Annotated in this window: 8 protein-coding genes; 6 read left to right on the top strand and 2 right to left on the bottom strand. The window is 35.2% G+C overall.

Going from position 1 to position 14,694, the window contains the following annotated elements; translation table 11 throughout:
* Position 1: 1 nt before the first annotated feature.
* Genes AC1RRQ_RS11275 through AC1RRQ_RS11265 form a run of 3 tightly spaced genes read left to right on the top strand, consistent with a single transcriptional unit; the run spans position 2 to position 5,968 of the window.
* On the top strand, positions 2 to 3,745 hold the full coding sequence (locus AC1RRQ_RS11275; protein WP_493023123.1) for a contractile injection system tape measure protein: 3,744 nt from the start codon (positions 2 to 4) through the stop codon (positions 3,743 to 3,745).
* On the top strand, positions 3,736 to 5,091 hold the full coding sequence (locus tag AC1RRQ_RS11270; RefSeq protein ID WP_493023122.1) for an ATP-binding protein: 1,356 nt from the start codon (positions 3,736 to 3,738) through the stop codon (positions 5,089 to 5,091). The genes AC1RRQ_RS11275 and AC1RRQ_RS11270 overlap by 10 nt, the downstream gene beginning before the upstream one ends.
* A 28-nt stretch (positions 5,092 to 5,119) precedes the next feature.
* Entirely contained in the window at positions 5,120 to 5,968 is an 849-nt protein-coding gene (locus AC1RRQ_RS11265; protein ID WP_493023121.1) for a bestrophin-like domain, read from the top strand.
* 15 nt (positions 5,969 to 5,983) lie between these two features.
* Here the strand turns inward: AC1RRQ_RS11265 and AC1RRQ_RS11260 are convergent, their stop codons facing one another.
* On the bottom strand, positions 5,984 to 7,579 hold the full coding sequence (locus tag AC1RRQ_RS11260) for an eCIS core domain-containing protein (RefSeq protein ID WP_493023120.1): 1,596 nt from the start codon (positions 7,577 to 7,579) through the stop codon (positions 5,984 to 5,986).
* A gap of 166 nt (positions 7,580 to 7,745) precedes the next feature.
* Positions 7,746 to 9,338 carry an eCIS core domain-containing protein gene (locus AC1RRQ_RS11255; protein WP_493023119.1) on the bottom strand — a complete coding sequence of 531 codons (1,593 nt, stop codon included), beginning with the start codon at positions 9,336 to 9,338 and terminating at the stop codon, positions 7,746 to 7,748.
* A gap of 421 nt (positions 9,339 to 9,759) precedes the next feature.
* Between AC1RRQ_RS11255 and AC1RRQ_RS11250 the strand changes: the two genes are divergently transcribed.
* From AC1RRQ_RS11250 to AC1RRQ_RS11240, 3 genes are all read left to right on the top strand, one after another.
* Positions 9,760 to 10,701, top strand: a complete 942-nt coding sequence (locus tag AC1RRQ_RS11250) for an aldo/keto reductase (protein ID WP_493023118.1) — start codon at positions 9,760 to 9,762, stop codon at positions 10,699 to 10,701.
* Positions 10,702 to 11,069: 368 nt separating this feature from the next.
* Positions 11,070 to 14,168: an RHS repeat domain-containing protein gene (locus AC1RRQ_RS11245; RefSeq protein WP_493023117.1), complete on the top strand. Its 3,099-nt coding sequence runs from the start codon at positions 11,070 to 11,072 to the stop codon at positions 14,166 to 14,168.
* 8 nt (positions 14,169 to 14,176) lie between these two features.
* The gene (locus AC1RRQ_RS11240; RefSeq protein ID WP_493023116.1) at positions 14,177 to 14,647 is read left to right on the top strand and encodes a hypothetical protein; all 471 of its coding nucleotides are present in this window, start codon (positions 14,177 to 14,179) and stop codon (positions 14,645 to 14,647) included.
* The last annotated feature ends 47 nt before the right edge of the window (positions 14,648 to 14,694 follow it).

Raw genomic sequence — 14,694 nt, 5'->3', positions numbered from 1 at the left:
AATGAAAACCCAGAAACACATCATACAACAGCAGGTTGTTGAGGTAGAATTTTTTGATAAATCTGCCACACAAGATGTGTTTGCACAATTCAGCAGACTTTTTAAAACTAAATTAGGAGACATTACCAACACACTTTTAGATAATACCGTAAATGCTCATCATTTTATTAAGATAGACCAGTTAGAATTAAACATCGGTACATTGACCTATCCGTTTACCGATGATGAATTTGCTGAGCTGTACGAGCAGGCATTAGAAAAAGCCTTATTTGATTATGCTACACTGCACAGCATCAATAATACAGATGAAAAACCGGAAAACACTCAGGATTTTCTGGTAAGCTGTATCGAGTTACTGCATTTTTTCCTGAGTAATGGCGCACTGCCGTGGTGGGCGAGTGGCGATGTGTTTACAAAACCCGATAAAACTTTTTTAAAATTGTTTAGCGAAAACCCGGAACAGCTAAAAGATTTGCTTTTAAAAACCGGAGTAGAGGAGCAGGTAAGAAAGCGATTGTCGCAGCAATTTAATGATGAAATAATTATAAAAGTCATCAAACTTATCATACCGCTGCAAGTCAATTTTATCAGCCGATACTTCGATAACGTAGTGAAGATCCAGAAGCAGAAACAAATTATTAAAACGCAGGAAAAAGTATTTGGACAAGCTTTATGGTATTTTATTCTAACCTATTTGTTAGTAGATATGGGCGGGCATTTTGAACGCAGGCTTTTTGTAAAAAGAACGCTGACTCAAATGGCATCTCATTTTAATGTATCGTACGAGAGTATATTAAAATTATTATCAGATGCTATTGAGACCCATCCTGATTTAATTCCGTCAGATAAAAATTTTACGCTGTTTATAAAAGAACTTAGAGAAGAAACCAAAACAGGTTTAGAAACAAACGAATCTTTAAATGTTGAGGTTTATTTAGAAAAAGAAGTGACAAAAAATCATTTTGAAGCCCTTCATTATTATTTCTTCTTTGGATCATTGCCTGTAGAATATGGTTATTATACGCCTCAAAAAATCAGTTTGCTGTTAGATACCATGATCAAAAAACATCCGGAGGAATTTATTCATGTATTTAGAAAACAGCAAAACATAACGCAATTTACAGAACGCTTAATGCTTATTGCGCCAGAAACAGCTTTGTTAGACATCATTCGCATTATGGAACCTGCCAATTCTGATTTTATCATAAACTATTACAGAACTACGGTAAAAATTCAGAACAAAAAAAATGTTATTAAAACCAATGAGAAAGAATTAAAAAAAGCAATCCTAAAATTCATTTTTTCCTTTCTCTTTACCTCGCATGGCAGTTTGTTTAGTGCTAAAATGTTTGTAGAAAATAATATCAAAAAGCTGGCACAGCATTACAATATCGATTACCAGACGTTGTTGCTGTTAATGGCGCAAGGTATGGCAGAAGCTCAGGCAATTGTAAAAGATCAGTCTTCGCTGTTTTTTATTTTTACCGAAATTCTGGGCGAAATACGAAACAGCACCATAAACAAACTTGATGTAGAAAACTTTCTATCAGAACATGAAGCGGTTCATAAAGACACAAAAAAAAGTACAAAAGAGCAAATAGATAAAACAGATACCGATAATCTTGTATTACAAGATCTATTTCTGTTTTGGTTCACACAAGGCACTATACCTTGGTGGGCAAAAGAACAAAAAGCAGCAACTATAGCCGCATTATTTCAGGAACTGGTAATTGCAGAACCAACCCTTGCTTTATTGGTTGTGAAGCAAGCTGTTCAACTAGGTTTTAAAAAGCAGGAAATTCTGAATGCCGTCTCAAAATCGGTATTACAGCTTTTGAATGTGCTTCCCGAGAACGAAAGCGTTTTAAAAATATGGAACGAGTTGCAGCGATTAGGAGAAATGTCAGAAATGAGTATTTCAACAGACCGTTTACGTAGTCTTTTGCTAAAGTCAATATTGGAAACGTATCATCAATTACAATTCAATTCCTTCGATGTACCGCTTTTTTATGCAATTTTAATAAACTATCTGAAAAGCGAAACAGGAACATCAGAACATACACTAGAGAAATTCTTCGCAATACAATTTAAAGAAAACAAATTACCCCATCTAAAAAGTCATATAAGTGACGCTGCTAAGCAGAAAAGAAACCTTTTAGAAGTTTATGAATCAGTTTTGTTTCTGGATAGAAATGCATTGCTTACAGGCGGTGATTTAGAAAGAAACGAACAACTTTCATACGATGAATTTAAGCTGTTGACGAAATCAAACGATATGCTCAAAATGTCATTGACTACCCTGATAGACAAGGCTTATGATATTCTAAAATACTATCTGCTTCACAACAAATTACCAAATGATATAAAGATTGACGATCAATCTGTAATGGCAAAAATCATAGAGAGATTGGTCATTGTAATTTTCGAAAAAGACCAGAATTTGCTGCATAACCTTATGCGTCAGGATAATGCATCGGCAGCAGCCAAAATGACGCTGCATACGAACTTCTCAAAACAAAGTAATCAGCAGGGACGAAACATTGCAAATCTGCTTAGCGAATACGAAGAGAAGGATTTTTTAGTTTATATAAAACAAATCTGGAAACAAGATCAGGCCTTTACAAACCTAAACGAAATTATCCATTTTATTAAACAGCAGAGCAGTGATCTTTCAAAGCAGCAATTGCACAAACAAGTCCTGCAATTAGCGAATACAACTTCGCATTATGCCGCTATTTACAAAGGCGCAGAATTTACTGCGATGATAAAATCATTGGCAGATAACACCTTACAGGACCTCATCACCAGTCATATTTATATCCTGAATTTAGCCGTTAAAGATTCTTTTGAACGCGAAAAACTGTTATTGTATTTTAGAGAATTTAGCTTTTACTGGGCATCACAAAAAAATGCAGAAAATAATAATATGTTCTTTTATAGGTTTTTAGCATTTTTAAATTATAAAAAAAACTGGGATATAAAACACCTTTACCAACAGCTTATAAAAGTTTCTGATGCGATAAAACAGCTTAACAATATTTCATTAGAAAATAGGATAACAGTTATGCAAAAAGATACACAAGCTTATCTTACTCAGGATAAATACAAACATGAAATCCTGTACAATGTTAAAGATGAGGTTTTAAAGAAGCTTGATTTTGAAGAATATACATCGATAACCGAAGAAAAGAAAACCGAATCAGAAATAATCTATCAAGATGAAAACATAAAATTAAAAGAAGGGGAGAAGATATACATAGAAAATGCCGGATTGGTCTTAGTACATCCGTTTTTGAGTACTTTGTTTGATCGTACCGGTTTAGTAAAAAATGGTGAATTTGTTAATGATGAAGCCAAATTTAGAGCGCCGCATTTATTGCAATATCTGGTTAATTATGAGCAGGCAACTCCTGAACATGCTTTACTGCTTAATAAAATTTTATGCGGTATAGAGTATCAGGAAGCTTTAACATTGGGCGTTGTTTTAACCGAATTAGAAATGGACACGGCAAATGAACTTCTTTATGTAGTAACACAGCAATGGGAAAAATTAAAGAATACTTCGATTGCCGGACTTCAGGAAAGTTTTTTGCAGCGCAGCGGTTCTTTATGTTTATCGAGCGAAGGCTGGACATTAGTGGTAGAAAACAAAGCTTTTGATGTATTGCTTCAAACGCTTCCTTGGGGATTAAGTTTTATTAAAAATTCATGGATGACTGAACCAATATTTGTAGAATGGAGCTAGATATCTTAAAACAAAACGCAGAGACACTTACTGCAGAATTGCAATGGTTAGAAGAAATAATCAATGTAAGTATGAGATTATATTGGAACGAGGAGTGCGATTATAACAGCATTAGAGAAATACCTTCTCCTGATTTATCCAAAAATAATTCTCCATACGCCGGAATTTTAAACTATTATAAAATTAGTTTTTCAGAACGCATTATTTTATTGCTCGCCTTAGCAGTGCACATACAGCCCAAATTGCTGGATGTTTTCCTGATAAAAAATGCAGCTTACGATAAAGGTTTTACAGAATTTGGCGGTTTAAAAGGCCAGAATTTTGGTGGTTTTATACCAACAGGAGAAACAGCAGTTTTTGTATTGGCAGCTAATAATCTTGAGAAACGTTTTAGAATTTCGGAGTTATTCTCGGATCATCATAAATTTAAAAGGTTTAATATTTTAAGTCTTGAACCCAGTCCTGCAAACGAACCTTTTTTAAGCGGAGCGCTGACGCTGTCCTTGGAGTATTTGAGTTACTTTACAAAAGGAACTTCGCATAAACCAGATTTTAATGCCAATTTTCCGGCTAAACTCATTACAACTCAGGCCGTATGGGAAGATTTGGTTATCGAACAAAGCACGCTGACAGAAGTTAAGGAAATTGAAGACTGGATAATTTACGGACCAAAATTACTAAACGAATGGGGTTTGCATAAAAAGATTAAACCAGGTTATAGATCTTTATTTTATGGTCCGCCCGGAACAGGAAAAACCATGACAGCTTCGTTATTAGGAAAATCAACGGAATTAGATGTTTACCGAATTGATTTATCTATGGTGGTGTCTAAATTTATTGGTGAAACCGAGAAAAACCTCTCCAATATTTTTGATCAGGCCGAGCATAAAAACTGGATTTTGTTTTTTGATGAAGCCGATGCACTTTTTGGCAAACGCACCCAAACCAGCAGTTCAAATGACCGATATGCGAATCAGGAAGTATCGTATTTACTGCAGCGTATCGAAGATTTTCCGGGAGTTGTTATTTTGGCAACCAACCTTAAAGCCAATCTGGATGAAGCCTTCAGCCGACGTTTTCAATCGATGATTCATTTTCCTATACCAAGCGCTTTACAGCGAAAGAAACTATGGGAAAAAGCTTTCGCCGAAAATATTATTCTGGATAGCGATGTCAATCTCGATGAAATTGCCCAAAAATTTGAACTGGCAGGCGGCGCCATAATAAACGTACTGAGATATGTATCGCTTACAGCTATAAAACGAGGAGATAACAAGGTTACAAACAAAGATATTATAAGCAGTATTAGGAGAGAATTTGGTAAAGAAGGAAAAATAGTCCAGTAAATAATTATAAAATTTAAACCATAAGAATATGGGCATAATAAACTTATTGCTTAAAATGAATCCATTGTTAATGCTCACATTATTTATACTGTTATTTTCCGGAGCAGGAATAGTGGGAACTTATCTGGTACGGAAATACAGTAAACTGGGAATTGGCAAATCGCACAACGAAGGTATTGCAAATGGTTTTGCAATGACGGGCGGATTGTACGGGTTAATACTGGCATTTGTCGTTTTTCTGGTTTGGGACCAGTACGATGATGCCCAGCAAAACGCAGACATGGAAGCAAGTTTGTGTAAAGGACTTTACCGAGATATTAAATTTTATCCCGCAGATAATAATCAGGAAGCACTTTTGCAAAAGAAAAAACTAACAGAGTCTTATATGTTTTATTTAAAAAATGTCATTACAGAAGATTCATTGCTAAATAACAAAGGAAAAGAATCTCCGGAATACATAGATTATCGATATACTAAAACGGTTAAATCATTTAATACTTTTTACAAAACGCTGGAGCAGATGCGGGACACCGTAACTTATAGAAATGAAAGGATAGAAGCGATGTTCAAACAGCTTAATGACTTGGGAACGTACAGAAATTTAAGAAGTCTGGCCGTCGATTCCGAAATTGATTTTTATATCTGGGTACCGCTTTGGCTTGGCGGTTTTATCATCATGTTGTTTGCTTATTTAATGAATATCGAAAACAAAACACTGCACATTATCATAAACGGATTAATTGGCGCCTTTATCGCACTGGTTTTTTACATCATCGTACTCTCAGATCATCCTTTTAATGGCAGAATGCGAATCGACATTGGCAAAACTATAAACCAGATTATCGAGTGGGAGCAAACCGGGATGATGGAGAAGTAATAATAAAGAAATCTTTTAAACGGCTTGCAGATCAGTGATGAGATTATCAATGAAATCAACGGCCTTACTATGTCCACTATTATGGGCAAACTGCCCCCCAAAGTCTGATGCGCGTATTGTTCTCGCCTCCGTCAGATATTCAATTGCCTCCTTAATATGCCCACTTAATGCAGCTGCTCTCGCTTGATTTTCTTTTTCATGCGCAAGAAAGGAGCCTTTTCCGTGTTGATCCATAGTTCCTACCGAGTCTGGAGCCTTAACCCAGTTCAATAACCTTTTTGAATGTGCATATTCCGTGTTGACATCGAATATCACTTTCGGGCCGCTATTATTATGATGATGACTTTGCTGCTCTCTCCAATCTCCCTCATCATCATCTTCCGACAGCTCTAAATGTTGTGGTATTGAAGATTGTGCCGCATCGGAATTATCTTTATGCCAAGCGTTTTCGACCTGATCGAGATCAGCTCTCGTTAGAGTTACCCCTCTCTTTGATGCTGTTCTCTTAAAAATTGTTGCCCTTTTATTGATATTATCAACAGCCCTTTCCCGTACAATATCATTCGATGCTTCCGTTGCTATTGCCTGCAGGATTTCGCTTTTTGGAGGAGCTTTTTTCGTAACTGCAGATTTGGTCTTTTTAGCGCTTCCTCCCTTAGCTTTTTCTGTCTTAGTTTTTACTGGCTCAGTTTTTTTTGTGGAAGTTGTAACTGTCTGGTTATCATTTGATGATCCACCTCGACTCAATCCATAACCAAGTGCACCACCAATCAATCCACCACCAACTATTGCGCCGCCAATCAATGCACCACCTGCAATGTAGGGGGCTGCAGCAACTGTAGCAGCTGAAGCAGCTAGATATCCAAGTCCACTACCAACTAAAGCAAGCCCTCCTGTTGCTGCTTCACCCATAGTTGGCCAACGCCCCTGAAGAACCGCAACAGATGCGGATGCAACAAGTGAATCGGCGGTATTATTTAACGAAGACTCCATTAATTTTCCTTGTACTACCCCAAGCGAAAGCGCGTTCGCGCCCATTACATCTGCCTCATTTTCCAATCCAGCATCATCATTCACATTAATATTGCCTTTCATTTGAAGGGTTGGCTGTACACGGCCTTGTTTTTGTTGTACTACGTGCCAGGCTTCATGAGGTAAATGTTTTTCTTGTCCGGATGCGATATGAATATCAGTTCCCTGCGCATAAGCATGAGCCTGTAATTGAGCTGGTTTATCGGAGTTATAATGCACTTTTACATCATCCATATTATAACCCGAAAGATTTTCAATACCAGATTTTAGATTATCGGGCAAACCAGTATTATTTCCTTTTTTTTGTATGGATAAAGCAAATTTGCCTTGTAATGGTTCTTCTTCTTCAATATCTTTTTTCTGTATAGGCAGGGAAGAATTAGTATTAGCCATAGCTTGTAATTGCAAAGCTTGTGTTACTTGTTCGCTGTTATTCGCGGTATTTTGCAATTGCATTTGGGCAGCTGCGGGATGTTGGTTAGAAAAGTCAGAAGTAACATTATCGTTATTTTTCTTTTGAGTAACGTTTAATGCCTTTTGATTTTTATTTTCCTGTTCTTTATTAACGTAAGAATTCATAATTTGCTTTTAAAAGTTTGATTATTGAGTTCTATATGAAATTCCAGTTTAATTTTATTAAAAATACTTCTTACGAGTAAATATATTCATAAGCAGTAACGGTATCTAAGATGGAAGATTGATCAAAATTAAATATCTCTTTCTTTAAAATTTAACGTATTTAGGTTTAGTTATAAAAGACCGTGGCGTAACGCTGTCCCTTATGTTCCAACCTCACCTCAAGCTTTAATTTTATACCTGATCCTTTTTTAGTAGCATCTATACGCTCGATAAGTTTATTATTTATAGCATCCTGATCTTTAAAATCTATGACATCTGTATCGGTGTATGGATATTTATTAGCAGGATGGTCATTATGTACCGTCAGTAGAAGACTTGTATACTTGCCTGTTGCTTCTCTTTTTTGCAGCTGAGCCAATCCCTCTTGTACCAGTTTTGCCACATTTTGCTGACCTGTCGTTGTACAAGTTTTCAATTCGGTTGCTCGTCGATCTGAAGCAACCTGCCCATCGCTGTGCTGCCCAACCTCGAGTGATTGCATATCAGGTTCTTTATCTGTGTCTTGTCCTAACCTTGCCAGAATCCATCTTGATAAAGTTGGTCCTACGATTGTATGATCATTGGTTTTTTGCGCTTCATATAAATTAGCTTGTGCTTTATTATAATAATTTGCTGCCCAAGCCTTAAGCCCTCCGGCCATTTCTATAACTTCTGCAGGCAAAGCGGGATGACTTGTTTTTTGACTGTCAATGTAATAAATTTTTTCAGCATATTCAGTGACTCCTGCCAATACACTTTTGGCGTATCCGTCTGTGTTTTTAATGTCTCCTTTAGCCTCAATGATATCTTCGTTTACTCCACGCTGTGCCACATTGGATACCGGATTAGCATATTTGCGGCCTTCCTCAGAAAAATTCGATCTTTCTATCCCATTCCTTTGAGTAACGTCAACACCAGCTGTTACAGCCTTTGCGCCCATCACATCCGCTTCATTCTCCAGACCTGCATCATCATTTATGTTTACATTGCCTTTCATTTGTAAAGTAGGCTGCACACGTCCTTGTTTTTGCTGGACTACATGCCAGGCTTCATGAGGTAAATGCTTTTCTTGTCCTGATGCTATATGAATATCCGTTCCCTGAGCATACGCATGAGCTTGTAATTGCGATGGTTTATCGGAGTTGTAATGCACTTTTACATCATCCATTGCATAACCCGAAAGATTTTCAATACCAGATTTTAGATTATCGGGCAACCCCGTGTTATTTTCTTTTTTTTGTATGGGTAAAGCAAATTTGCCTTGTAAAGGTTCTTCTTCCTCAATACCTTTTTTCTGAATAGGAATGGCTTTCATTTGCAGTTCTTCTTCCTCAACACCTTTTTTCTGAATAGGAATGGCTTTCATTTGCAGTTCTTCTTCTTCAATACCTTTTTTCTGAATAGGAATAGCTTTCATCTGCAGTTCTTCTTCTTCAACACTTTTTTTCTGAATGGGAATAGCTTTCATTTGCAGTTCTTCTTCCTCAACACCCTTTTTCTGAATTGGCATCGAAAAATTAGCATTTGCCATTTTCTGCAGCTGCATGGCTTGCTTTACCTGCAGACTATTATTGGCAATTTCTTGCAATTGCATTTGAGTAACAGCTGCCGATGATTTTTCTCTATAGGATAGAGCAACGCTGTTATTCTTCTTTTGGGTAACGGTATATGCCGCAGCTTGTCTTTTATTTTGCTGTATTTTGTCGGTATAAGAATTCATAGTCTGCTTTTTTAACTTTAATATTCCTTTAACCAATTTCAATACTTATAGAAGTAGTAGAAATAGGGGTTAACTATATCAAATATAATACATTACACTTAATTTTAACAATTGTAAGGTATTTTTTATTTGTCAATGGAGCCATATATTTTAATTGCTCCGTCTATTTCAGATTCGTTATTGAGAATTTATATATATACATGATTGTTGTATACTTTTTTGGATTGGAGAATAGTAAGTGAAAAATAAAAGTTATTACTTATTTGGGCTGCGATTTTATTATGTGTTGTTAAAAGATAGGTAAGATTGGTTTTTGATAGGTTTTTTTAACAGACCAGAATGTCAATATCAAGAACTAATGTCAGTATTTTGGTTTGTTAAATTTGATATATACTTTTACTAATTGACCAAAGACAAAAAAATGAATTCTGAAAACCAAAAAAATGAAATAAACCGACGCAGCTTTTTACAAACTACTACAGCTGCCGGAATTTACTTGGGAATATTTGGTATGCCTAATTTATTTGGAAATGTTTTGACAGATAAAAATGCCGCTGCCATTCCAGATGTTAAGCTCAATAACGGTTTAAAAATGCCTATACTTGGATTTGGAACTTACGGACTCAGCGGCGACGTATGCCAGCGCTCTGTGGCCGATGCAATATCGGCAGGCTATCGTCTTATTGATACTGCAAAAGTATACGGAAACGAAGAAGCGGTAGGCAGAGCCATAAAACAAAGCGGTATTGACAGAAAACAGCTTTTTGTTACTTCAAAACTGTGGGTGGATGATGCTGGTTATGAAAATGCTAAAAAAGGATTTGAAGAAACGCTGAGAAAATTAGGACTTGACTATCTTGATTTATATCTGATACACCGTCCGAGAGGCGATGTAAAAGGATCTTGGAAAGCAATGGAAGAACTATACAAGGCCGGGAAAATCAAAGCTATTGGCATAAGCAATTTCGATCCCGCGCAATTAACAGATCTTTTGTCGTATGCACAGGTAAAGCCCGTTATAAATCAAATCGAAACACATGCTTATTTTCAGCAGACGAATGATTATAATGTGCTGAAAAAGCATAACATCCAAATGGAGGCATGGGCGCCTTTTGCAGAAGGCCGTAACGGTCTTTTTACAAATGAAGTATTAACCCAGATTGCCAAAAAGCACAGCAAAACTACTGCACAAGTAAGCCTTAGATGGCATTTACAGCGTGGTATTGTGGCTATTCCTAGATCATCTCAAAAGGTACATATTATAGAAAATCTTGAAATATTCGATTTCAAACTTGACGATGCTGATATGAAAGCGATTGAAAAACTAGACTTAAATAAAACCCAGTTTCCGGAATGGAGTTAAAATATGCATTTATCTTTTTCAAAAAAAGCCTCTTTAATCAGCAGGCTTTTTTTTGTGCGTTTTTTTAATGATTTTGATTATTTCAAACAGTTTTTTATAAAAATTAACATATCATTTCTTATTTGTGAAAATGTGTATAAGTGTATTTTACACATTAATTTTAGTTTAGATTTGTAATAAAAAACTACCAAAATAGTACTTCATATTGAAAACTTGAAGGGGAGATTTTTTTTAAATAAATTGTAATCGATTACATAACTAACCTTTAAACCAATTATTATCAAATGAAGCACAGAAACTTTACTTTATCATTGTGTTTATTTCTCTTGGGGCTATTTTCAGTCCAGTCCCAAACCCAAGACAAAAGCTTGAGTATTCCCACTCCGGAAGCGGCCAGTTTAGGACTGTATGGAAGTGTACCTACAAACAATTTTACAGGATTGCCTAACATTCAGATACCGCTTTATACATTAGAAGACGGAGGATTGAAAATCCCAATTACTATGAGCTACCATGCAGGCTCTTTAAAAGTAAATGAAAGACCAGGGTGGACAGGATTAGGATGGACGCTTTCTGCTGGAGGCGCTATTACCAGAACTGTAAAAGGTATAGAAGATGAGCGTGCATTAATTTCACATTTAAGCGGTTATGGATACAATATAAATTTGCTTAATCCGCAAACCTATCAAGGGGCATTTGCCGGAAAAACATGGTATGATAATTCACTCTTTGATTTATACTACACAGGCTTAGGTTCCACACATCAAATTGATGTCAGCGCCGATGAGTTTAATTTTAATTTTTTGGGTTATTCAGGAAGTTTTTATCTTAATCATACGGGGCAATGGGTAGTAAAATCAGATCAGAATGTTAAAATAATTTTTGAAAATACAGGAAAGGGGTTTGCCAGAAGTTATCAGGAATTGAGAACTCCTTTTTATTTTAGAGCATTGAATGATGGTGGAGCCCAGCAGACTATGTTTTTTAATGAATTTACTATAGTTACTGACGACGGTACAAAATATACTTTTGGTGGAAAATATGCGACAGAATATAGTGTAGATTATCAATTACAGTATCAGGGTGGTGTTATTCCAAATACATGGAGATTGTCTAAAATTACTACCACAACAGGAGAAGTAATAGAATTTGATTATGATAGATCTCAAGAACTAAACTGGCCCTATATTAATACTACTATAGGCCATCAATATTACTACGAAAGAACAACTCGAGGTAAGCCGCCAGGAGCTGGAAATTGGGGAGTTCCTCCAGTTGCGACTTGCTCTTATTCTGCGAGATGGATAACTTTTCAAGACGAATCAGTAAGTGGATTTCTTCAGTTTCCTGCTTACTTAAAAAAGATCACTTCTAAGAATGCTGTCATTGAATTTGGTATTTCTGAAAATTCAAGCAAACAGCTAAATTATAATAACGATTTTGAATACTGGCCTAATATAACGTCTGAAGTACCTCATATATATGCCAGTGGCGAAGATATCAGAGTTCAGGTAGATGCAATAACTGTGTCTAACAAAAATGGAAACTTAATAAAAAAAATAGCGTTTAATTATACCAATTCACCTGAAACAAGATTGAAATTAAAGTCAATTGAAGATCTTGGCAATGGAAAAACAAAAAGTCAGAAATATAGTTTTGATTATAATCCGGCAAATATGCCTTATTTTAATTCTGACCAGGTAGATCACTGGGGATTTTATAATGGTTCTGGTACAAATAAATTTGTTTTTAATACTAGTTCGCCAGCAGCAACTATAGATAATTATTATCAATCTCGAGAACCTAGTCTGACAGGAGTAAGCTATAAAGCAGAGGTATTAGAAAAAATAACCTACCCAACTGGCGGTTATACTATTTTTGATTATGAATCACATAATTACAGGCAGGTTGTAAATAAGGAACGCAACGGTTTAATTTCTTATTCAGAAAATAAAATTGCAGGCGGATTAAGAATAAAAGAAATTAGGTCATACGATGGTATAAATCCTTCTCCTAATACTAAGAGGTATTTATATGTAAAAGGGTATACTGGCGGTGATCCTTCTGTACTTCCATCAAGTGGAATTCTTAACGGATTTTCGCAATATAAATGGTTTGGATATGTAGGAACAGATGGACAGGGAGCAAAAGTTGGTTATGACATTTTTAGCTCTAATTCTCTTCTGGAAAACGCATTCAATTCGTATGGCAGTCATATAGGCTATTCTGAAGTTGTAGAAGTAGAAAACGGTAATGGTTACACGATCAATAAATATACTAATTACGATCAGGACGAACATGGATTTACGCATATGGATGAACAGCCAATTGCAGAATATAATATTAACAACGATCCTAATGAAGTTGACGAAAGTATCTATTTTCCCATAACAAGCCTCTCTTTAGAAAGAGGAAAATTGACTTCTTCTACATCATTTAATCAAAATAACGTTAAGATTAAAGAAGATAAATATTTTTATGAAAAATCTTCGTCTGAATATTTGAGATGTATTTACCAGAGAATTAAAAATATATGCGACGAAAAAACGGCATCGGCACATGTTTATTTCGCAAATGCTCACAAAGAATATTTATACGACTATAATTTAATAAAAAAAGAAAGCAGAGTTTTTGATGTAAATGGATTAAAACCTTTTGAGACAGTCAATAATTATTATTATACAAATAATGTCAATAATCCCCTTGCAATTACAAATCAGATTAATTCAGTAATACAAGAAAAGACAAAAAACAGCGAAGAAAAGGAACAAATTATTACTTATAAATATCCTTTTGATTTTGTAAGTGCGATAAACGATCCGACAATTTTGAGCCAGAGCGTCGCTGCAAAAATGGTTAACGGATATGTAGTCAGCCCGGTAATTAAAAAAGAAGTAACGGTAGATGGAAATTTCCATTCAAAACAGGCTACCTCTTACAAAGATTGGGACTTAAATAGAGACGGTACACCAGATGGTATATTTCTTCCAGAATTTATTCAAACAGCAAAGGCATCAAATTCATTTGATAATCAATTTCAATATTATAATTATTCTGTAAATGGAAGACCCCAAGAAATTTCAAAAAAGAATGATTCACATACTTATTATGTCTGGGGGTATCAGAATGAATATCCGATAGCAAAAATTGAGAATTTTACAGAAACTCAAGCTGCAGCAATTTTAACTACTTTATTAAATCCTGCTATAACTGCTTCAAATAATGATGTTTCTGCTGCTTCGGAAAACACTTTACGCTTAAAATTAAATGATATTAGGAATAACAGCGCTCTTTCTAAAGCGATGGTAACAACCTATACCTATGATCCGTTAGTTGGAATTACCAGTATAACGGACTCTAAAGGATACACCACTTTTTATGAGTACGATGAATTTAATCGTTTAAAGCAGACTAAAGATGCAGACGGTAAGATTTTAAGCAAAAATGTATATCACTATAAAAACTAAGAATTAGTATGGAAAATATAGTAAAAAGTATTTTGTCTGTATTTATATTATTCATGATACAAGTATCTGCAAATGCTCAGAAAGAACAAAAGAAAACAAGTGAGATGCTAGTAGGAACCTGGCAGTTTGACTTTAATAAAAGTACAGATAGTATTGCTCCGAGTTCGAAAAACAATTATAGCAGAATTAATAATGAAACAAGAGATAAAATAGAAAGGATATACAGCCAGCGCAAATTAAGCTTTTTTTCAAATGGGCAGTTGATCTTGGAAATAGCTCCGGGTATGCAAAAAAGAGGTAATTGGAAACTATTACAGGATCAAAAAAAATTATACATAAAAATGGATAATGGAAGAGAGCTTAACCAGACCATCGAAAAAATTAGTTCTACTAGTTTAAGACTCAATTTAGGAGGAGATCAATCAAAAGAAGATAAAAGATTGTTTCATAAATGGTACTTAAATAAAACGAATAATTAATAGTAAATAATATTATGAGACAATTAATTAAAAAGAACTTTGGCACA

This window comes from Flavobacterium sp. GW821-FHT12A05, from assembly GCF_058807735.1.
The sequence above is the reverse complement of the archived record's forward strand: the minus strand, read 5'-3'. Positions and strand labels throughout refer to the sequence as shown.

What these genes read in the sequence shown, in the direction of transcription:
- AC1RRQ_RS11275 (WP_493023123.1), top strand. Translation starts at nt 2, where the DNA reads ATGAAAACCCAGAAACACATCATACAACAGCAGGTTGTTGAGGTAGAA.
- AC1RRQ_RS11270 (WP_493023122.1), top strand. Translation starts at nt 3,736, where the DNA reads ATGGAGCTAGATATCTTAAAACAAAACGCAGAGACACTTACTGCAGAA.
- AC1RRQ_RS11265 (WP_493023121.1), top strand. Translation starts at nt 5,120, where the DNA reads ATGGGCATAATAAACTTATTGCTTAAAATGAATCCATTGTTAATGCTC.
- AC1RRQ_RS11260 (WP_493023120.1), bottom strand. Translation starts at nt 7,579, where the DNA reads ATGAATTCTTACGTTAATAAAGAACAGGAAAATAAAAATCAAAAGGCA.
- AC1RRQ_RS11255 (WP_493023119.1), bottom strand. Translation starts at nt 9,338, where the DNA reads ATGAATTCTTATACCGACAAAATACAGCAAAATAAAAGACAAGCTGCG.
- AC1RRQ_RS11250 (WP_493023118.1), top strand. Translation starts at nt 9,760, where the DNA reads ATGAATTCTGAAAACCAAAAAAATGAAATAAACCGACGCAGCTTTTTA.
- AC1RRQ_RS11240 (WP_493023116.1), top strand. Translation starts at nt 14,177, where the DNA reads ATGGAAAATATAGTAAAAAGTATTTTGTCTGTATTTATATTATTCATG.